Origin of the sequence: Thiothrix unzii, from assembly GCF_017901175.1 — a bacterium.
Lineage (GTDB): Bacteria > Pseudomonadota > Gammaproteobacteria > Thiotrichales > Thiotrichaceae > Thiothrix > Thiothrix unzii.
On sequence record NZ_CP072793.1, the window covers coordinates 3356918 to 3376852 of the forward strand.

At 51.4% G+C, this 19935-nt stretch carries 19 protein-coding genes; 13 read left to right on the forward strand and 6 right to left on the reverse strand.

Translation table 11 applies throughout. The features are described from left to right. Nucleotides 1-69 precede the first annotated feature (69 nt). The 9 genes from aprB to J9260_RS16765 all read left to right on the forward strand — a co-directional run bounded on the left by aprB (nt 70) and on the right by J9260_RS16765 (nt 7766). Entirely contained in the window at nt 70-540 is a 471-nt protein-coding gene (gene aprB / locus J9260_RS16725; protein WP_202715578.1) for an adenylyl-sulfate reductase subunit beta, read from the forward strand. Nucleotides 541-581: 41 nt separating this feature from the next. Further along, on the forward strand, nt 582-2609 hold the full coding sequence (gene aprA, locus J9260_RS16730; protein ID WP_210218847.1) for an adenylyl-sulfate reductase subunit alpha: 2028 nt from the start codon (nt 582-584) through the stop codon (nt 2607-2609). A 114-nt stretch (nt 2610-2723) separates the two neighbouring features. Then, entirely contained in the window at nt 2724-3377 is a 654-nt protein-coding gene (adk, locus tag J9260_RS16735; RefSeq protein ID WP_210218848.1) for an adenylate kinase, read from the forward strand. An 82-nt stretch (nt 3378-3459) separates the two neighbouring features. Next, a complete protein-coding gene (locus J9260_RS16740; protein WP_210218849.1) occupies nt 3460-3972 on the forward strand; it encodes an FKBP-type peptidyl-prolyl cis-trans isomerase in 513 nt (170 codons plus the stop codon). 18 nt (nt 3973-3990) lie between these two features. Beyond that, nucleotides 3991-4344: a hypothetical protein gene (locus J9260_RS16745; RefSeq protein ID WP_210218850.1), complete on the forward strand. Its 354-nt coding sequence runs from the start codon at nt 3991-3993 to the stop codon at nt 4342-4344. Between the two features lie 46 nt (nt 4345-4390). After that, nucleotides 4391-5650 (forward strand): 6-phosphofructokinase, encoded by a 1260-nt coding sequence (locus J9260_RS16750; protein ID WP_210218851.1) that lies wholly within the window; start codon nt 4391-4393, stop codon nt 5648-5650. A gap of 99 nt (nt 5651-5749) precedes the next feature. Beyond that, nucleotides 5750-6667 (forward strand): YkgJ family cysteine cluster protein, encoded by a 918-nt coding sequence (locus J9260_RS16755; RefSeq protein ID WP_210218852.1) that lies wholly within the window; start codon nt 5750-5752, stop codon nt 6665-6667. Nucleotides 6668-6846: 179 nt separating this feature from the next. Next, a complete protein-coding gene (locus J9260_RS16760) occupies nt 6847-7173 on the forward strand; it encodes an RNA-binding regulator (protein ID WP_210218853.1) in 327 nt (108 codons plus the stop codon). 101 nt (nt 7174-7274) lie between these two features. Then, nucleotides 7275-7766, forward strand: coding sequence for a metallophosphoesterase family protein (locus J9260_RS16765; protein WP_246499501.1), 492 nt, complete (start codon nt 7275-7277; stop codon nt 7764-7766). Here J9260_RS16765 and J9260_RS16770 read toward each other — a convergent pair. From J9260_RS16770 to J9260_RS16790, 5 genes are all read right to left on the reverse strand, one after another. Next, entirely contained in the window at nt 7763-8239 is a 477-nt protein-coding gene (locus tag J9260_RS16770) for an FKBP-type peptidyl-prolyl cis-trans isomerase (protein ID WP_246499502.1), read from the reverse strand. The two genes, J9260_RS16765 and J9260_RS16770, sit on opposite strands and share 4 nt — an antisense overlap. An 83-nt stretch (nt 8240-8322) precedes the next feature. After that, nucleotides 8323-9222, reverse strand: a complete 900-nt coding sequence (locus J9260_RS16775; protein ID WP_093064866.1) for a CoB--CoM heterodisulfide reductase iron-sulfur subunit B family protein — start codon at nt 9220-9222, stop codon at nt 8323-8325. A gap of 16 nt (nt 9223-9238) precedes the next feature. Then, a complete protein-coding gene (locus J9260_RS16780) occupies nt 9239-9874 on the reverse strand; it encodes a 4Fe-4S dicluster domain-containing protein (RefSeq protein ID WP_202715589.1) in 636 nt (211 codons plus the stop codon). Between the two features lie 13 nt (nt 9875-9887). Continuing rightward, nucleotides 9888-12104: a hydrogenase iron-sulfur subunit gene (locus tag J9260_RS16785; protein WP_210218854.1), complete on the reverse strand. Its 2217-nt coding sequence runs from the start codon at nt 12102-12104 to the stop codon at nt 9888-9890. Nucleotide 12105: 1 nt separating this feature from the next. Next, entirely contained in the window at nt 12106-13386 is a 1281-nt protein-coding gene (locus tag J9260_RS16790) for a CoB--CoM heterodisulfide reductase iron-sulfur subunit A family protein (RefSeq protein WP_210218855.1), read from the reverse strand. A 395-nt stretch (nt 13387-13781) separates the two neighbouring features. Here J9260_RS16790 and J9260_RS16795 point away from each other — a divergent pair, with 395 nt between their 5' ends. Continuing rightward, the gene (locus J9260_RS16795; RefSeq protein WP_210218856.1) at nt 13782-15791 is read left to right on the forward strand and encodes a sodium-translocating pyrophosphatase; all 2010 of its coding nucleotides are present in this window, start codon (nt 13782-13784) and stop codon (nt 15789-15791) included. A gap of 90 nt (nt 15792-15881) precedes the next feature. After that, nucleotides 15882-17063, forward strand: coding sequence for a hypothetical protein (locus J9260_RS16800; protein WP_210218857.1), 1182 nt, complete (start codon nt 15882-15884; stop codon nt 17061-17063). Here J9260_RS16800 and J9260_RS16805 read toward each other — a convergent pair. Next, entirely contained in the window at nt 17060-18355 is a 1296-nt protein-coding gene (locus J9260_RS16805; RefSeq protein WP_210218858.1) for a hemolysin family protein, read from the reverse strand. The genes J9260_RS16800 and J9260_RS16805 overlap by 4 nt on opposite strands. 144 nt (nt 18356-18499) lie before the next feature. Here J9260_RS16805 and J9260_RS16810 point away from each other — a divergent pair, with 144 nt between their 5' ends. Together J9260_RS16810 and J9260_RS16815 are read left to right on the forward strand one after the other, a co-directional pair. Beyond that, entirely contained in the window at nt 18500-19000 is a 501-nt protein-coding gene (locus J9260_RS16810; protein WP_210218859.1) for an SH3 domain-containing protein, read from the forward strand. Between the two features lie 53 nt (nt 19001-19053). Further along, a complete protein-coding gene (locus J9260_RS16815; protein ID WP_210218860.1) occupies nt 19054-19932 on the forward strand; it encodes a fumarylacetoacetate hydrolase family protein in 879 nt (292 codons plus the stop codon). Nucleotides 19933-19935 lie beyond the last annotated feature (3 nt).

The following is a 19935-nucleotide window of genomic DNA, read 5'->3' on the forward strand; positions in this document are numbered from 1 at the left end:
GGCACAGGCTTCACTGGTTGAGTTCTGTGACCGTATGTAGCAATACAATTAATTTGAAGGAGTTACACAATGCCTACGTTTGTACGTACTGACAAATGTGATGGCTGCAAGGGCGGCGATCGCACCGCTTGCATGTACATCTGCCCGCACAACCTGATGAAGCTGGACGTTGATGGTTCTGCCACAGGTCACGCGATGAAAGCGTATAACCAAGAGCCGGATCAATGCTGGGAATGCTATTCCTGCGTTAAAATCTGCCCTTCTAACGCAATCGAAGCACGTCACTATGCTGACGTTGTACCACTCGGTGGTTCTGTACAGCCTTTGCGCGGTCAAGACTCCATCATGTGGTCTATCAAATTCCGTAACGGCGTAATGAAGCGTTTCAAATTCCCGATCCGCACTACCCCAGAAGGTTCCATTGATTGCTACGGCGGCAAGCCTAAAGCTGATCTGGCTAACTTGGGTAAAGCACTGTTGACTCGTGATGTCATGGGCGGCTACCGCGCTGGCAACCCGGCTGAACTGATCTGCAAGTAATTACGCTTCGTTATTAACATTTAAGCATTGAGGAAACACAAATGGCAGGTACATTTGGTAATCCAGAAGTTGTCCAAGAAGAAGTGGACATCCTGATCATCGGTGGCGGTATGGCTGCGTGTGGCGCGGCGTATGAAATCATGCCGTGGATCGGCGCAGCGAAAGACGCTGGCGTTGACATCACCGTTAAGTTGGTTGACAAAGCAGCAATGGATCGTTCCGGCGCAGTTGCACAAGGTTTGTCTGCAATCAACACTTACATCGGTCCAAACCAAGACCCAGCGGACTACGCTCGCATGGTCTCCAACGACCTGATGGGTATCACCCGTGACGACTTGGCTTACGACTTAGGCCGTAACGTTGACGATTCCGTACATTTGTTTGAAGAATGGGGTCTCCCAATCTGGAAAACTGTAAACGGCGAACGTTTTGACGGTGCTACTTGGCCGAAAGAAGGCGGCAAGCTGTTGAAAGACGGCGGCGATCCAGTTCGTTCCGGTAAATGGCAGATCATGATCAACGGCGAATCCTACAAGTGGATCGTTGCTGAAGCTGCTAAGAAAGCACTGGGTTCTGACAACATTCAGGAACGTGTGTTCATCGTTAAGCTGGTCAATGATGCTAACGACAAAAACCGCGTTGCGGGTGCTGTTGGCTTCTCTACTCGTGAAGACAAAGTATACGTTTACAAATTCAAGGCTTGCCTGCTGGTAGCTGGTGGTTGCGTAAACATCTTCCGTCCACGTTCCGTTGGTGAAGGCCAAGGTCGTGCATGGTATCCAGTATGGAACGCAGGTTCCACCTACACCATGGCTGCTGAAGCCGGTGCAGAACTGACCATGATGGAAAACCGTTTCGTTCCAGCACGTTTCAAAGACGGCTACGGTCCGGTTGGCGCATGGTTCCTGTTGTTCAAAGCTCAAGCGACTAACGCCTATGGCGAAGTCTACATGACCAAGAACAAAGAATTGCTGAACGACTATCCTCCGTATGGTCAAGCAGCGGTTCCAGCATCTTGCTTGCGTAACCACTTGATGCTCAAGGAAATGAAAGAAGGTCGCGGTCCAATCTATATGGATACCGTTACCGCTTTGGCAAAACTGCGTGAAACACTGTCTCCTCGTGAAGTAAAGCACTTGGAAGCAGAAGCGTGGGAAGACTTCCTTGACATGTGTATCGGTCAGTGCGGTATCTGGGTTGGTGAAAACATCGAACCAGAAAAGAAAAACTCCGAACTGATGCCTACCGAACCGTACCTGCTGGGTTCACACTCAGGCTGCTGCGGTATCTGGGCTTCTGGTCCAGATGACGTTGGTGCACCGACTACTGAAGAACATCCAGACGCAGCTCTGATCCCTGCTCACCTGCCACAAGGCTGGAACTGGGGCTACCGCTCCATGACTACTGTACGTGGTCTGTTCACAGCGGGTGATGGTGTTGGTGCTTCTGGCCACAAGTTCTCTTCTGGTTCACACACTGAAGGCCGTATGTGTGCACAGTCTATGGTTAAGTTCGTCATGGACAACAAAGACTGGGTTCCTACACTGGATACACCGGTTGAAACACTGGTTGAAGAAATCTACCGCCCAGTTCGTACTTTCTTGGAACACAAAGACTACACCACTGCGATTGATGTAAACCCACACTACATCACTCCACGTATGTTGCAGTTCCGTCTCCAGAAAATCATGGACGAGTATGTTGCAGGTGTTGCGACTTACTACACTACCAACGGTCACATGTTGGCAGTAGCGGAAGAAAAACTGGGTATGTTGAAAGAAGATGCGATGAAAATGCGTGCAAAAGACCTGCACGAATTGCTCCGCGCATGGGAAAACTATCACCGTATCCTGACGGCGGAAGCGCACATGAAGCACATCCAATTCCGTAAGGAAAGCCGTTACCCTGGTTTCTACTACCGTATGGACTACAACCTGGTAGACGAAGAAAACTGGCATTGCTTCGTAAACTCTGTTTACGACAAAGAAACCAAAACTTGGACTGTGTTCAAACGCGCTCACAAGGACTTGGTTGATAAGTCTAAGCTGTTTAAGCCTGCTGCCCACTAAGAAGGGGTTGCTTGACTACAGCTCTAAACCTTACTATCGGGTTTAGGCCAAATCAGGGCATCTCATGATGCCCTGATTTTTATCTACGGTAGTAATTCTGGAGGAGTTCACCACATGAAAGTTATCCTGTTAGGCGGCCCCGGCGCGGGCAAAGGCACTCAAGCCAATTTCATCAAAGAAAAATACAATATCCCTCAAATTTCCACTGGCGACATGCTGCGTGCTGCGGTTAAAGCAGGCACTGAAATGGGCATCGCTGCCAAAAAAGTCATGGATGCAGGCGGTCTGGTTTCTGACGAAATCATCCTCGGTCTGGTCAAAGAGCGCACGGCTGAAGCCGATTGTGCCAATGGTTTCTTATTCGACGGTTTCCCACGTACTTTGGCGCAAGCCGAATCCCTGAAAACCCAAGGTGTTGATATTGATGCGGTCGTTGAAATCGCGGTTGAAGATGCTGAAATCGTGCGTCGCATGAGCGGTCGTCGTGTTCACGTTGCATCAGGCCGTACTTACCACGTTGTATTCAATCCACCAAAAGTTGAAGGCAAAGACGACGAAACCGGCGAAGACTTAATCCAACGCGCTGACGATGCGGAAGAAACCGTATTGAAGCGTCTGGAAATTTATCATGCGCAAACTGCGCCGTTGATCGGTTATTACTCGGCGTGGGCGACTTCTGGCGAAGCCAAAGCACCGCGTTATATCCGTATCGAAGGCGTGGGTTCGGTTGACTCGATTCGCGACAATATTTTCGCGGCATTGGGTTAAATCGCTAGTGTTGGGGGGTAGAGACGCAAGATTTTGCGTCTCTACGTCTTGTGTCACTAAACGTAAAATATCAGGAGCAACAATGACTGCATCTCCCGAAAAAGTGGCTGCTGGCAAGGTAGTCCAGTTCACTTACCGCATCGCTGACCGCCATGGTGAGATTATGGAGCAAGTGGATTTACCCTTGAGCATGGTGTTCATGCGCCATAACCGTTTGTATGACGTGGTGGAAAAAGCCTTGGTCGGTTGCCGCGTGGGTGATGAAGTGTCTGTTGATGTTCCAGCCGTTGATGGCGCATGGGGCGAAGCTGATGCTGACCTGATTTTGGTGCAAGATATTGAGCATGTGCCACCGCCTTACCGCAAAATCGGTGCGGAAGCACAATTTCAAGCCGAAAATGGCGAAATTAAAACCTTCCGCGTGACCAGTGTTACTGAAGAATCCGTGACTTTGGATGGCAATCACCCATTTTCTGGGCAAACCATGACCTTCCATGTCAAAGTTATCGCGATCCGTGATGCCAGCAAGGATGAGTTATTGCACGGGATTGAATCCGGCGCACCGACCGATTTTGGCAGTACAACCATTCACTAACAACAGAGGCAGCATGTTATGGCAGTTCCTGATCTGACCGCCCTCGAAAAATCCATTATTCAGCAAAGCATTAATGAACGTTGGCGCAACGGCGGCATCGTGGCGGAAGAGGTCGATGTCGAACTGCGCCTCTCCAAAGCCGACCGCGAAGTCACCGAATGCCCCGCACTGTATTGGGAACACGATGGCTGTACTTTCCTCGTCGCCAAGACCGGCGAGAACCGCTACCGCTCCCAATTTTTCTACTCTGCCAAAGAACAATTCAACACCGGCATTGAAGAATACACCGATTTAGGCGACTGCGTTCTCTTCCTGCTGCGTTTGCAGGCAGACCACGAGAGCGAGCGCAATAAGAATTTTCCCACAGCTTGAAGAATCCACACGTTAGTTTGAGAGATTGCATAGAGGAGTTTGTGTTATGACCGTTAAGAATGCTTTTTACGCACAGTCCGGTGGTGTTACCGCCGTTATCAACGCTTCAGCCTGCGGCGTGATTGAAACCGCTCGCCAACACAGCGACAAGATCGGTACTGTCTACGCCGGTCAAAATGGCATTATCGGCGCATTGCTGGAAAACCTGATTGATACCAGCAAGGTTTCCGATGCAGATGTTGCAGCCTTGCGCCACACCCCATCCGGTGCATTCGGTTCTTGCCGCTACAAAATGAAGAGCTTGGAAAAGAATAAGCGTGAATACGATCGTCTGATCGATGTGTTCAAAGCGCATAACATTGGCTACTTCTTCTACAATGGCGGCGGTGACTCTGCCGATACGTGCCTGAAAGTTTCCCAACTGGCGGATGCGATGGGCTTCCCGATTCAAGCTATCCACGTTCCTAAGACCGTGGATAACGATTTGCCTGTGACCGACAACTGCCCCGGTTTTGGTTCCGTAGCGAAATACATCGCGGTTTCCACCCGTGAAGCCAGCTACGACGTGGCTTCCATGTGTGCCACTTCCACCAAGATTTTCGTGCTGGAAGTCATGGGTCGTCACGCAGGCTGGATTGCCGCAGCAGGTGGTTTGGCAGCCGATGCTAACAACGATATTCCGGTTGTTATCCTGTTCCCTGAAGTTGAGTTCAATCAGGAAAAATTCCTCGCGACAGTCGATGCGAAAGTTAAACAGTATGGCTATTGCAGTATCGTGGTGTCCGAAGGTTGCCATTACCCTGACGGTACGTTCCTGGCAGAGCAGGGGACTCGTGACTCGTTCGGTCATGCGCAATTGGGCGGTGCTGCTCCGGTTGTTGCCAATATGATCAAAGACGCGCTGGGGTATAAATTCCACTGGGCGGTTGCGGATTACCTGCAACGTGCGGCGCGTCACTTGTCGTCCAAGTCTGACGTTGAGCAGGCGTATGCACTGGGCAAAGCAGCAGTTGAATTGGCGTTGGAAGGCAAAAACTCTGTCATGCCAGCAGTTATCCGTGATTCCAACAATCCGTACACATGGCACATTGGTTCAGGCGAGTTGAAAGACATTGCCAACGTCGAAAAAATGATGCCGCTGGATTATATCAGCGCAGATGGCTACGGCATTACCGACGCTTGCCGCGAATACCTGCAACCGTTGATCGAAGGCGAAGATTATCCGCCATACGAAAACGGTATGCCGAAGTATGTGACGCTGAAGCACGTATTGCTGGATAAAAAGCTGCCAGCGTTCGAGCTGTAAACCTTAACTTCCCCACAAGTAACGCCCCTGTTTGCACAACAGGGGCGTTCTTTTTATACTGATCGTTTCATACAGTACATACCCCGGTAACTAAAGATCATGGCTGAAAAACTCGACATTCCTGAGGAATTCCAAAGCTCCCTCATTCCTGAACTGCTGACGGATGACACCACTATCCAGTTTAACTGCCACCCTGGTGTTTCCTGTTTCAATATTTGCTGTAAGGCTGCGGATGTAACCCTCGCACCGTATGACATCCTGCGCCTGAAAAAACGCTTGGGCATGACTTCCAGCGAATTCCTCGACAAGCATACCGTGCCGTTTGAGACAGATGGTCACGGCACTCCCGGCATCAAATTGCGTACCGACGACAACAAAACCTGTTTGTTCGTGCGTGAAGAAGGTTGCAGCGTATATGAAGATCGCCCTGCCGCTTGTCGTTATTACGGGCTGGGGCTGTTATCACACCGTGCAGCAGATACTTACCAAGATGTGCAATATTATTTTCGCAACAAGGAAGAGCATTGCCAAGGTTGGAATACTGACAAGGTGATGACCGTGCGCGATTACCGTGCCGCACAAGGCGTGCCGGAATACGACGAAATCAATCGCGAATGGATGCAGTTGATGCTGAAAAAGAAATCAGCGGGCCCTGCGATTGGCAAGCCTGATCCACTGAGTTTCCAGTTGTATTTCATGGCAAGTTTCGACATTGACCGCTTCCGTCGCTTTGTGGAAAGCCCCGCGTTTGCCAAGGCTTACATGATAAGTGATGACGAGCGTACTGCTTTCCAAGATGACGTGGTTTTGCAGAAATTTGCATTCCGCTTGCTGCGCCAAGTGTTGTTTGATGAGCAAACCATTCCGACGCACGAAAATGTTCTCGAAAAACGTTGGGAAGAGCGTAAGGATATTATTGAGTTACGCCATAAGGCTGCCGTGGATTTGCATTTGAAACGCGCCGAAGAAGAACGCCAAGCCGCATTGAACAGTGGCTTAGAACCCGGCGCGGTTTAGTAAAAACTAAGCAAGTCACACGAATTTTCAGGTTATTTCGGTTTTATCCGACTGGCGGGCTATCTACCCGCCGGAAAACCTGTATACTGAGCACTTCATTTTACATCGTTTCTTTCGAGTCTGCGGGCATCCTGTCTACATCCTCTTGAACGGTTTACGAAAACCTTAAGGAGGTTCTCATGGCTACTAAACTTTACGTTGGCAATTTGCCTTATTCCGTCACTCAACAAGGTTTGCAAGAAAAATTCTCTGCATACGGCGAAGTGACATCTGTTAGCGTTATCACTGACCGTGATACCGGGCAAAACAAAGGCTTTGCATTCGTAGAAATGTCCAGCAGCAGCGAAGCTCAAAAAGCTATCGACGGCCTGAATGGTGCTGATATGGGCGGTCGCGGTATGAAAGTTAACGAAGCGAAACCACAAGCACCACGCGATAACAATCGCAGCGGTGGCGGTGGTTTTGGCGGTGGTCGTAGCGGTGGTGGCGGCGGCGGTCGCTGGTAATAAGCCCTCGGCTTAACCAAGCATTCCAAAAACCCGGCCTTGTGCCGGGTTTTTGCTTTTGCGACAATCACAACCAAATTAAGAGTTTTAGGGTAAAAATAATGACTGTTTCTGTCGCTATTATTTCCGATACGCACGGACATCTTGACCCGCGCATTATCGAAATCATCCGTGAGTGTGATTACGCCATTCATGCAGGGGATATTTGCGGGGAAAATGTACTCGCAGCAATGCAACCCAAAAGTGCAATGGTGATTGCGGTAGCGGGTAACAACGAACCACGTTGCATGATTGATTTTCCGCTGCCATCCATTAGTGAATTGGAATTGCCGGGCGGTAAGATTTGCATTGAGCATGGTCACGAACACGGGCATCACACCCCTTGCCACGATTCTTTACGTGCGCAACACCCTGATGCTCGCGTGATTGTTTACGGACATACCCATAAGATGGTGCAAGATAAAAGTGCGTTGCCGTGGGTGGTAAATCCCGGTGCAGCAGGGCTGACCCGCAATCATGGCGGGCCATCCTGTTTGGTGCTGAGTGCGAATGACCAGAGCTGGGATATTCGCGAAATCCGTTTTGCGGATTAATTTACGCCGAGCAATTCAACGTCAAATACCAGCGTGGCGTTCGGTGGAATTACGCCACCCGCGCCACGCGCACCGTAGCCCATTTCCGCAGGGATAATCAGGGTGCGTTGCCCGCCGATTTTCATGCCTTGTACGCCTTCATCCCAGCCTTTGATCACTTGACCACCAGCCAGTGGGAATTGGAAGGGCTGCCCACGGTCGCGCGAACTGTCAAATTTCTTGCCGTGCTTGTCGGCAGCGGCTTCGTCATACAACCAGCCCGTGTAATGCACAGAAACCATCTTGCCAGCGGTAGCTTCTGCGCCGTCGCCTACTTTTACATCCGTTTTAACTAAATCGACCATTTTAATATCCGTTACTTGTGGGGAAGAAGTGCCAGTGGTACTCGTCGTGGCAGTTTTGTCCGAACATGCTGCCATAAAAACGCTGCCGGAGAGTGCCACAGCCAATGCTAATAATGTGGTTGTTTTCATATTTATCAATCAATTCCTTGGCAAGAAAAAAGGGGCATTATGCCCCCTTTTCCCTAAACGTGCGATAAACGGTTAGTTATCGCTTATTTGTCGGCAATTTCACGCAATTTCTTGGATTGGATGATATTGCCATTCAACGCGGCATCCAGTGCCGAACGCCCAAATGCCACATCCATCAACTGGCTGTAGTACATGACCGGCATGTCGAAATTGGTCTTGTAACGCGCATTGATGTCATCTTGGTAGATTTCAACGTTGGCTTGGCACAGTGGGCAAGGGGTGACGATCATGTTCGCACCGCTGTCGTAAGCGGATTCGATGATGTCCTTGACCAATGCCTGGCCTTTTTCGGGTTCGGAGAACATCAGTGCACCGCTACAGCAAGCGACTTTTTTGTCGTACTTGGTGAGGGCTTCAGCGCCGAGGGTTTCGACCATCTTATCCAGATACATCGGGTTCTCGAACGATTCACCGGCAATCCCGAATGGGCGGTTGGTTTGGCAACCGACGTAACCGGCGATTTTCAGACCTTCCAACGGCTTTTTAACCTTGGAACCCAGTACGTCGTAGCCGATGTCTTCGATCAGCACTTCCACCATGTGGCGGACTTTCTTGTTACCCTTGTATTCCAGCTTCACCGATTGCAGCGCAATATTGGTTTCCGCTTTTAGGGTCGGGTTGTGGTTCAGACGTTCCTGCACTTCGCGGGTGTTGAGCCAGCAAGCGGCGCAAGTGGCTACCACGTCCTGATCCGGGTGATGCTTTTCGGACAAGGCCAAGTTACGTGCGGAAAGCGTCATGCGCGGCAGTTCGCCACCGCCCGCGTAGCCGATGGATGCGCCACAGCAGTTCCAATCCGGGATTGGATTCAGCTTGATGTCCAGCTCTTCGCACAGGGTTTCCACCGACTTTTCCAAGTTGGAAGACGATGCTCCCTTCTGGGAAGAACAGCCGGGGTAGTAAGAATATTCATGCTTTGCCATTGTTACCTCATCCTCCTCATTTCGCGTCAGTGTTTGCGCCGACACGTGCTGCTTCCAGCTCTTCGGCTTTTTTCAGCATGGCGTGGAAGCCAGAAAGATCCTTAACGCCATGCCCACCGAGCATTTCCATCGGTGACATACGCTTGGCTTTCATCATGTTTAACCCTAGCTTTTGCTTGCCCATCGACACTTTCACGCCTTCCGCGAAACCGTCTTTGAAGTACAAGCCCAGACCCAGTTTTAGCTCGTTGACACGGCCTTTCTTGATCAGGTTATCCCAGAACATTTGCCCGAATTTTTCGGTCGGCTGGTTCTTGGGTTTCATGCCCATGCGCTTACCGTAGTGCGCCAAGCCGTGCATGATGTGCGTAATCGGCAGACCACGCGGGCAACGTGCCACACAGTTGTAGCACGAGGTACACATCCACATCGAGGTGGATGACAGCACTTCCTCACGCTTGTTGGCGCGGATCATCATGAACAGCTCTTGCGGCGGGTGATCCCAGTGCGGCCCTAGCGGGCACGAACCGGAACATACGCCACATTGCATACACATTTTGACCCAGTTGCCTTCCTCGACGTTATCCGTCACTTCTTTGAGGAAGTTGCCTTTGTATTTTTCAACCATCGCTTGATTGACAGCAGTAGTCATTCCAGCATCCTCCTTAGAACTTGAACGGGCTGAGGCCGACACGGTTAATCACTTCAACCATCTCATCCAGCAGTTTGGGTGCGCGGTCGATGTCGGTAATGGCGACTTCATGCACCGCGACGCGATCGGATTCGAGGTTCATGGTAGACAGGGTGTCGCCAATTTTCGCCATCCTAACATGCGCCATTTCCGAGCCTTTGACAAAATGGCACTGATAATCTGCGCCTTTTTTGCAGCCCATCATGACCACGCCGTCGTAACCGCTACCCAATGCATCCTTGATCCAGATGGTGTTGGTAGAGCCGAGGCAACGCACCGGAATCACGCGGATAAACGCGCTGGATTCGTTACGTTTCATCGCTGCCATGTCGAGGGCAGGGTAAGCATCGTTTTCGCAGGCCAGTACCAGAATACGTGGCTTTTCTTGGAACTCATCTGGCACGTCGACAGCTTTCAATTGCGCCCCGACGGTTTCGATGGAATAGTTCTTGAAGGAAATAACCTGTACCGGGCAAGCACCCATGCACGTCCCGCAACGGCGGCAACGCGCTTCGTTGTATTTCGGGTAGCCTTTTTCGTCTTCGTCAATCGCGCCGAATGGGCATTCCACGGTGCAGCGTTTGCACTGGGTGCAGCCTTCTTTACGGAATGACGGGAAGCTCAAATCGCCGGAACGGGGGTGTGCAGCGCGACCAATCGCGGAGTTTTCAATCGCTTGAATCGCTTTCATCACCGCGCCCATCGCGTCGGTTTGCGCTTGCGCGGCATCCATCGGGCGGCGTACCGGGCCTGCGCTGTAGATACCCGTGCGGCGGGTTTCATACGGGAAGCAGATGAAATGCGAATCGGTGAAACCATTCACCAATTGCGGCATATCTGGGCCTTGGCGATAGTTCAGGTTAAGGATGGATTGGACGGAGACTTTGACTTCGCCGCTTTCGTCCTTGTCCTTCATGGTGTCGATGTCAGTACCGGAGTTGGGTAACATCCCCGTCGCCAATACCACCAGATCAGCACCCATCTGCGCGTCTTCGTCAAGGATCAAGTCTTTGAAATTGACTTGCAGCTCATTGCCCTTAACGTCAACCGTGGAAACTTTGCCTTTACGGAATGTCACGAATTTATCTTGCGCACTGCGGTAGAAGTTTTCGCCGCCTGCACCCGGTGTACGGATGTCGTCAAACAAGACGGTGGTTTCAATGTCAGGGTTACTGTCTTTGAAATACATCGCCTGCTTGATGCTGGTGGCGCAGCAATGACCCGAACAGTAGGACAAATGCCCTTCTTTGGTACTGCGTTGACCCGCGCATTGCACGAATACCACGTTTTCGACCACTTTACCGTCAGCACGTTTGATCGGGCCATCGCCTGCGGCGCGAGCCAGTGCTTCCAATTCCAGTTGAGTCACCACGTTCGGCGATTTGCCGTAGCTGAATTCCGGCAGGTTATTGGCATCGTAAGGGGTGAAACCAGTGGCTTGCACAATCGCGCCAAACTCAGCGTGCGTGCCAGCGCCTACGGTAGAGGCAATATCCACCTCGAAACGACCCGGTGCACCCGCTGTTTTCGCGATGCTGGAATTCAGGTAAACGGTGATTTTGTCATCCGCTTCCACCGCTGCGATCAAGGCTGCAACGCCGGTATCTTGCGGGTTTTGGAACGGGGAATGTTCTGGCTGGCGTTGCTTGAGTTGCCCCATGACACCACCCAAACGGTCGGACTTTTCGATAATGCTGGCGTAGTAACCGGCTTTGGAGGCTTCGAGTGCCGCCGTCATGCCGGTAATGCCGCCGCCGACCACCATAATGTGGTTGTTTTTGCCTTGTTCACCACTGGCATCGGCTTGTTGCATCGCCTTGACTTCGGCGCAACCCATGCGGATGTAGTCGGCTGCCATTTCCTGCGTGGTTTCGTCGTGTTCGCTGCCTTCGGGACGAATCCAGATGACACCTTCACGCAAGTTGACGCGCGCGGTTGGTACTGCCCCGAAGTTGAAACTTTCGGTTTTGGCACGGCGCGAACACGCCATAATGACCGCTTTGGTTACTTTGTCGTCGCCTTCCGCCGCCATGTCGGCTTTGATCATATCCACGCCTGCCTGACTGCACAGGAAGTCGTGGGTCTTGCAGAAGCCAATCCGACCTTCGCGCACGGCTACTGATTCGAGGGATTTAGTGTCAAGACGGTCGCCAATACCGCAACCCGTACACAGATAACCACCAATTTTCATCTTATGCTCCTGCTACCTGATTGACGACTTGCACCGCACGCAAGGCCGCAGCCGTGGCGTGTTGCACTGCGCGGTTTACGTCCAGCGCGTCGGAGGCAACCCCAGCCGCAAAAATGCCGCCGTTGCTGTCGTCATGTTCGATGAAGCCTTCATCGTTGACCAGAATCTTGATCGGGAAACCTTTGAAATCCACACTCGGTTCCATGCCCGTTGCCAATACCACCAGATCGTGTTGGTTGGCGTAACGGTGGTAGCCTTCGGTGTTCACGCCGTGTAGGACAGGGTTGCCGGTCGCTTTGTCTTCGTCGATTTTCGCAACTTTAGACTTGATGAAGCTGACGTTCGGGTTGTTCTGCACGTTTTGGTAGAAATCGTCAAAACGGTCAATCGCCCGCATGTCGATGTAGTAAATCGTGGATTTGCCGTCGTCACCAAACTTTTCCTGCACGTAGTTGGTTTGCTTGAGGGAAGCCATGCAGCAAATGCGTGAGCAATGTGCCAGATGGTTTTTATCCCGCGAACCCGCGCACTGGATAAAGGCGATGTTTTTCGCTTCTTTGCCGTCGGATGGGCGCAGCAATTTGCCGTTGGTGGGGCCGTGTGGATCCATCAAGCGTTCAAATTCGACGTTGGTAATGACGTTAGCAAAACGGTCGTAGCCGTAAGCCTGAATCTTGTTCGCGTCGTAAGGTTTCCAGCCTGTCGCAAATACCACCGCACCGGCTTTCAGGTCGAGGGTTTCGACTTGCTGATCCAGCTCGATTGCGCCGTATTTGCAGGCCGCTTTGGCAGCGTCGGCTTCGGCAGTGCCAATGATGCGCTGGTCAATCACGTATTGCTGCGGGAATGCCATCGCGTTAGGCAGGTAAACGCTCTTGCGCTTGCCGAGGTTGTAGTTGAATTCGTCGTCAAATTCAGTCGTGGCAGCCTTGGCGCAGTCGCCGCAAGCGGTGCAATTGCTGTTGACGTAACGCGGGGTAATGGTCACGGAAACCGTGTAATCACCTTTGTCTCCGCTGATGTTGGACACTTCCGCTTGGGTAATCACCGTGAGATTTTTGTTCATCTTGATGCGGCGTTGATTGATTTCTTGACCGCAGGTCGGGTGACACATTTTAGGGAAGTATTTGTAAAGCTGGGAAACACGTCCCCCTAAGTAAGGGCGTTTTTCTAGCAAAATGACCTGCTTACCCGTTTCGGCTGCTTCGAGTGCAGTGGTCATGCCACTGATACCGCCGCCGACGACGATAATGGTCTGGTTGGTTGCAACGACATCCGTCATTGAGGCTCCTCCGTCAAAGACAGTATTTGGGAATCCTTGTGTTAGTACCTGATTTATTTGTCATGTGTACAAATGACAAGCGGGCACTGCGCGTATTGATCGCAGAGAATACTATATTTACCGCGTTCTATGCCATGCCATACTACCACGAGCGTATGTATATTTTTTAATTTGCAAATAAATAATTTTAATCAAGATCCAGAAATGTGATAAATATCAACTATTCATAATATTCTACTTTTCTGATGCTTACCCAATGATTTTACAGGAAAAACTCACTTGACAGCGATTCATCGACTATGTTTGAGTGGACGTGACCTTTTTCCGCCATTTCACCACAGTTTGGCGTGTCGACCGTTACTTCATAATTACTATCAATCTTTGGAGGTGTTCCGATGTCAACAGGACTTGCTATTGCAATCTTGTGCGCAGTAGCCGCACTGGTTTATGGACTCATCACGATCCGCTGGGTGCTTGCCAAACCCGAAGGCAGCGAGACAATGCGCAACATTGCTCAGGCTGTGCAAGAGGGTGCGCAGGCTTATCTTAATCGTCAATACACCACGATTGCAGTCGTCGGTATCTTATTGTTCGCGCTTATTTTTATTACTTTAGGTTGGGCAACCGCCATCGGCTTTTTATTAGGGGCGGTGTTGTCCGGTGCGACGGGTTACATCGGCATGAATGTGTCGGTACGCGCCAATGTGCGCACCGCTGAAGCTGCGAAACACGGTTTGAATGCTGCGTTAGATGTGGCGTTTAAAGGTGGTGCAATCACCGGGTTGCTGGTGGTGGGTTTGGCGTTGCTGGGCGTGGCTGGGTATTACGCGCTGTTAATTGCGATGGGAATGCCTGCTCGTGAAGCTACCCACGCTTTGGTAGGTTTGGCTTTCGGTGGCTCGTTAATTTCTATTTTTGCGCGTTTAGGTGGTGGCATTTTTACCAAGGGCGCGGATGTCGGCGCGGATTTGGTGGGTAAAGTGGAAGCGGGTATTCCCGAAGATGATCCACGTAATCCGGCAGTTATTGCTGATAACGTTGGCGATAACGTCGGCGACTGCGCAGGCATGGCAGCCGATTTATTTGAAACTTACGCGGTAACGATTATTGCGACAATGTTGTTGGGCGGTTTGCTCATGAACGGCTCGGAAAACGCGATTATTTACCCGTTGGTGTTGGGTGGATTTTCCATCTTGGCTTCGATTTTAGGCACGATGTTTGTGAAAGCTTACGCGGGCGGCAAAATCATGAATGCTTTGTATCGCGGTTTGGCAGTAGCGGCAGGGGCATCGTTGGTGCTGTTTTACCCGATTACCCAGATTATGATGGAAGGTAATGGGATGTATTCGGTAAATGCGCTGTATGGTTCGGCAGTGATTGGGTTGGTGTTAACGGCGGCAATGGTGTGGATTACTGAATATTACACCGCGACGGAATACGCGCCAGTGCGCCACATTGCGCAGGCTTCGACCACAGGACACGGCACGAACGTGATTGCGGGCTTGGGTGTTTCGATGCGCTCTACCGCCGCGCCGGTATTGGCAGTGTGTGCAGCGATTTGGGGTGCGTATGAACTGGCAGGTTTGTACGGTATTGCGATTGCGGCGACTTCGATGCTGTCAATGGCGGGGATTATTGTGGCATTGGATGCTTACGGGCCGATTACCGATAATGCGGGTGGGATTGCGGAAATGGCGGGTTTGCCAGAAGAAATTCGCACCATTACTGACGCGCTGGATGCGGTGGGCAATACAACGAAAGCGGTTACTAAAGGTTACGCGATTGGTTCGGCGGGCTTGGCAGCATTGGTGTTGTTTGCGGATTATACCCACGCGCTGGGTAACGCCATGACGTTTGATCTTTCTAACCACATGGTCATTATCGGCCTGTTTATCGGCGGGATGGTTCCGTATCTGTTCGCGGCAATGGGGATGGAAGCGGTCGGACGTGCCGCTGGTTCGGTAGTGGTGGAAGTGCGTCGTCAGTTCCGCGACATTCCCGGCATTATGGAAGGCACGGCGAAACCAGAATACGGTACGTGCGTGGATATGCTGACTAAAGCAGCGATTAAAGAGATGATTATTCCATCGTTGTTGCCGGTAGTCATTCCGGTGGTTGTGGGTTTGACTTTGGGTGCGCAGGCATTGGGCGGCGTGTTGGTGGGGGCGATTGTCACCGGTATTTTCGTGGCGATTTCCATGACCACAGGTGGCGGTGCGTGGGATAACGCCAAGAAATACATCGAAGAAGGTAATTTCGGTGGTAAGGGTTCTGAGGCGCACAAAGCGGCAGTGACGGGCGATACCGTAGGCGACCCGTACAAGGATACCGCAGGCCCGGCAGTTAACCCGCTGATTAAGATCATTAATATTGTTGCTTTGATGATTGTGCCGTTATTGGCTTGATTCAGCCTATTCCCTCACCCCAACCCCTCTCCCGCTAAGCGGGAGAGGGGCTAAGAGGGAATTCCTCCAACTATCACTATAAAGTTTCGTATGAAAACAGCACCTCGTGAAATTGCTACACCCTGCCCGCAAATGAGCTTGAATGTGCCGCAAGGCATGACGCAAGTTGAGTTTTTCAATAGTCCGGCGAATTTGAAAAATCTGGCGGAAGAAAACGGTTTGTTCCGCACCCCTGATGATTTATTGATGTACCGTAAGTTAGTGGGGCACAGCGTTGAGTTTGATACTTCGATTATTCTGGATACGTCGAGGCGGATTCTTGACCCGTTAGGTCGTCCGGTGCGGCGTGATCAAATGAAGCGTCAGGAAAAGAAAGTATGGTCGCAGATGACGCAAATTATTTGTGATTATATGTTTGAAAAGTACCCCGACCCGGCGGAGCATTTGGTGTTGTGTGGGGAAGCGAGTTTGGATTCCACTTGGCCTTTGAATAAGCCGGGTGTGCCCAGTATCCGCATGATTCACAATCACTTTATGGTATTTCCCATGGCGCAGTTGCGCGATGCGAAAGAGGCTGATCCTAATAACCCGAATTTAACCGATAGCGGGCATAACACCTTGTTCTTGCGGCAACTGAGCGAAGTTTACCGTAAGTTTTTGGAAGTGTTGGATTTACAGATGCTAAGTCTGTTGCCAGCGGAAGATGCGGCGTTAAGCTTGACGGGTTATCCGCAAGGTTTGCCGTGTTGGGAAGTAAAAGGCGGGCGCGATAAATTATCGGATCGTTATTTCTGGTACGAATACGAGCAAGTATTGCGTGGTTTCTTGGACTTTTACCGCACCTTTTTCTCGTTGGTGGCAACAGGCGAAGAGCGCGTGCCGGATAATGCGAATTTCCCGCACCAGATTGACGATGTATTGCTGGGTAACTCGCGGTTTTTGCGGGTAGCGCGGGATTTGCGCGAACGGGTGATTCAAGACCCGCAGTTTGCCAATGAAATCCGCTGGCGACCGGCTTACAAACAGATTCTATTCCGCGATGATCAGGGGCGGTTAATTGTCACCATTTCCCAGAACTCGGTGGGTAATGCGATTACCGAATTGCTGGGGATTGTGGTGAAACGCCAAGTGGATTCAGCAGCTTATGCAGCGGTTGAAGAAGGCTTGGTCAGCCGCTTATTAGAGGTGCGCGAACGCTTGCTGGCAGCGAATTTGGGCGAAGCCATCGCTGCCCCGTGTTGGCCTAACGGTCAATACCAAGCGTGTCGTTAAGCATCCGCGATGGGTTCAAGCGCACTGGCAAGCACCTTGTCAATGCGCGTGCCGTCCATGTCGATGACTTCCAACCGCCAGCCTTCCCAATCGCAGTGGTCGGTGGTTTGCGGTAAACGCCCCAGTTGCAGCATTAACATCCCGCTTAAGGTGTGGTAACGGCCTTTGTCTTCTTCGGGGACACTACGCAATCCTAAGCGGTCTTTGAGTTCAGGAATGGGAATCAGGCCATCCATTAACCAACTGCCATCCTCGCGCTGTACCGCCCAAGCATCGTCTTGGTGTTGCGGTTTGAACTCGCCGGTAATCGCTTCCATCATGTCGTGCAGGGTGACAATGCCTTGAATTTCACCGTATTCGTCGATAATAAACACCATCTGCCCGCCGGAATCTTTGAAGTTTTCCAGCAACTCCATGCCGGTGAGGGACTCAGGTACAAACACCGCAGGGTTGAGGTGTTCCGTTAAACTCGGTGATGCGCCGCGCAACATTTGATTAAGCAATTGACTGGTACTGACAATGCCCAGCACTTCTTCCCAATTGCCGCGTACCACGGGGAAGCGTGAATAACGGTGGGCTTCCACTTGGCTGAGGTTTTCTTCCAGCGATTTATCTGCATCCAGAAATACCACGTCGTTACGCGGAACCATAAACGAGGCAATCTGGCGATCATCCAAGCGGAATACATTGCGTACCATTTGGTGTTCTTGCTCTTCAATAACGCCCGCGTCTGAGCCTTCGCTCAACAGCATGTGAATGTCTTCTTCGGTTACGCCCGCGCCGCCGTCATCTTTAATACCGAGGATGCGTAACAATAAGTGCGTAGAACCAGACAGCAGCATCACAAACGGTTTCGCAATAATCGCCAGCCATAACATCGGGCGAGCCACAAAACGCGCAATGCCTTCGGGGTTGAGTTGCCCCATGCGCTTAGGCACGAGTTCGCCTAATACGATGGAAAAATAGGTAATGCTGACGACGACCAACACGGTAGCTAAAGGATTAGCAATCTCGGCAGTTAAGCCCCAGCTTTGTAACCAAGTGCTAAACGGCGGGCTTAAAGCGGCTTCACCCACAATCCCGTTTAATACGCCGATGGAGGTAATGCCGATTTGCACCGCCGACATGAAATAAGTGGGGTCTTCGCCAAGACGCAATGCGGTAGCAGCGGAACTATCACCTTGTTGTGCGAGGTTTTGTAGGCGGGCTTTACGTGCTGCGACGAGGGCAATTTCAGACATGGCAAAGAAGCCATTTAATAAAATCAGGCCAAATAAAATGGCAATATCCATGAGATAACGGGTTCCGTTTTAACTAACAAGTGGGCGCATTCTACCCGTGAGCGCGGGTTGCTGGCTATTTGTCTTTACTAAACAGGAACTTTAGCGCATTGATGCTACCCTAAGCAGTAATAACCCTCACGCAAGGAGCGCATCATGAAACCCTATTTTTTAACCCTGTCGTTGACTGCAATACTGGCATTCGGCGCGGTGAATACCGCTTATGCCACCGCCGATGGCCCTGATTTTTACGCAGTGACCCGTGTAGCAGGGACAGACAGTCTCGCCTTACGTCACATTGCCTCCAGTCGTGGGCGGATAGTGGCACGAATTCCGTTCAATGCGGTACGAGTACAAAACAAGGGCGACCGCAGCGGCAGTTGGTGCAAAGTGCAATACGCTACCTCGGTAGGTTGGGCAAGTTGCCAGCACCTCACAGAATCGGACGGCAATCGCTATTACTCCACCCAAGGTTACACTGACCGTTTAAATATCCGTAAAACGCCGAGTACCAGTGCCGCTGTTGTAGGCACGATTCCGCCGCTGGAAACGGGATTGCAAGGCACAGGCGAATGTTCGGCGAGCTGGTGTCCGGTGGATTATCAGGGTAAACGCGGTTGGGTCGGGCGGCGTTACCTTGCGAGTTGGTCGTTTTAATTTCTGCTACACTGGCAAGTCTTGATCATTTGCCAGTGGACAAAAACAACGCCATGAAACTCGGAACCTGCCAATATCAACATCAAACTTACGTGTGCATTGCCGCTGGCGATCAGGTCTTGATTCCAGCCCTTGACCCCAGTGTGGAACAGTCGCCCTGGCGCGATATGCTTACCTTGATTGAGCGCGGCGTTGATTACGCTGCGGTGGCGGCTAATGCCACACCCGTCATGCGCGAGCCAGCAACGGCGATTACGTTACTTGCGCCGATTCCGCGCCCGCGTAAAAACGTCATGTGTTTAGGGCTGAATTATCTGGAACACGCCGAAGAAACCGCCAATCAAATCGGGCGCACCGGCAAAGCACCGCAATACCCCATTGTTTTCACCAAATGCCCGACCAGCGTGATTGGGCACGAAGCACCCGTACCGTTTGACCCGGAAACCTGTTCCCAACTGGATTGGGAGGTGGAATTAGGCGTGATACTGGGCAAAGGCGGTAAAAAAATTACCCGCGAAAATGCGCTGGCGCACGTTTTTGGTTACACCGTTATCAATGATTTGAGTGCGCGGGATATTCAGTTGAATCACAAACAGTATTTTCTGGGGAAAAGCATTGATGGTGGTTGCCCGATGGGGCCTTGGTTGGTCACGGCGGATGAGATTGCCGATCCACAGGCACTGGCGATTAGCTGTCGGGTCAATGGCGTAACTAAGCAGGCATCGTCAACGCGCCAGATGATTTTTGATGTTGCCAGTATTATTGAATGGTTGTCGCGGGGCATGACCTTGGAAGCAGGTGATGTGATTGCGACCGGAACACCCAGCGGCGTGGGCTTTGTGCGCGAACCCCCGGAATATTTACAGCCCGGTGATGTGGTGGAGTGCGAAGTGCAGGACGTGGGTGTGTTACGCAATCGCATTGTCGCATAAGGA

What these genes read in the sequence shown, in the direction of transcription:
- aprB (WP_202715578.1), top strand. Translation starts at nt 70, where the DNA reads ATGCCTACGTTTGTACGTACTGACAAATGTGATGGCTGCAAGGGCGGC.
- aprA (WP_210218847.1), top strand. Translation starts at nt 582, where the DNA reads ATGGCAGGTACATTTGGTAATCCAGAAGTTGTCCAAGAAGAAGTGGAC.
- adk (WP_210218848.1), top strand. Translation starts at nt 2,724, where the DNA reads ATGAAAGTTATCCTGTTAGGCGGCCCCGGCGCGGGCAAAGGCACTCAA.
- J9260_RS16740 (WP_210218849.1), top strand. Translation starts at nt 3,460, where the DNA reads ATGACTGCATCTCCCGAAAAAGTGGCTGCTGGCAAGGTAGTCCAGTTC.
- J9260_RS16745 (WP_210218850.1), top strand. Translation starts at nt 3,991, where the DNA reads ATGGCAGTTCCTGATCTGACCGCCCTCGAAAAATCCATTATTCAGCAA.
- J9260_RS16750 (WP_210218851.1), top strand. Translation starts at nt 4,391, where the DNA reads ATGACCGTTAAGAATGCTTTTTACGCACAGTCCGGTGGTGTTACCGCC.
- J9260_RS16755 (WP_210218852.1), top strand. Translation starts at nt 5,750, where the DNA reads ATGGCTGAAAAACTCGACATTCCTGAGGAATTCCAAAGCTCCCTCATT.
- J9260_RS16760 (WP_210218853.1), top strand. Translation starts at nt 6,847, where the DNA reads ATGGCTACTAAACTTTACGTTGGCAATTTGCCTTATTCCGTCACTCAA.
- J9260_RS16765 (WP_246499501.1), top strand. Translation starts at nt 7,275, where the DNA reads ATGACTGTTTCTGTCGCTATTATTTCCGATACGCACGGACATCTTGAC.
- J9260_RS16770 (WP_246499502.1), bottom strand. Translation starts at nt 8,239, where the DNA reads ATGAAAACAACCACATTATTAGCATTGGCTGTGGCACTCTCCGGCAGC.
- J9260_RS16775 (WP_093064866.1), bottom strand. Translation starts at nt 9,222, where the DNA reads ATGGCAAAGCATGAATATTCTTACTACCCCGGCTGTTCTTCCCAGAAG.
- J9260_RS16780 (WP_202715589.1), bottom strand. Translation starts at nt 9,874, where the DNA reads ATGACTACTGCTGTCAATCAAGCGATGGTTGAAAAATACAAAGGCAAC.
- J9260_RS16785 (WP_210218854.1), bottom strand. Translation starts at nt 12,104, where the DNA reads ATGAAAATTGGTGGTTATCTGTGTACGGGTTGCGGTATTGGCGACCGT.
- J9260_RS16790 (WP_210218855.1), bottom strand. Translation starts at nt 13,386, where the DNA reads ATGACGGATGTCGTTGCAACCAACCAGACCATTATCGTCGTCGGCGGC.
- J9260_RS16795 (WP_210218856.1), top strand. Translation starts at nt 13,782, where the DNA reads ATGTCAACAGGACTTGCTATTGCAATCTTGTGCGCAGTAGCCGCACTG.
- J9260_RS16800 (WP_210218857.1), top strand. Translation starts at nt 15,882, where the DNA reads ATGAAAACAGCACCTCGTGAAATTGCTACACCCTGCCCGCAAATGAGC.
- J9260_RS16805 (WP_210218858.1), bottom strand. Translation starts at nt 18,355, where the DNA reads ATGGATATTGCCATTTTATTTGGCCTGATTTTATTAAATGGCTTCTTT.
- J9260_RS16810 (WP_210218859.1), top strand. Translation starts at nt 18,500, where the DNA reads ATGAAACCCTATTTTTTAACCCTGTCGTTGACTGCAATACTGGCATTC.
- J9260_RS16815 (WP_210218860.1), top strand. Translation starts at nt 19,054, where the DNA reads ATGAAACTCGGAACCTGCCAATATCAACATCAAACTTACGTGTGCATT.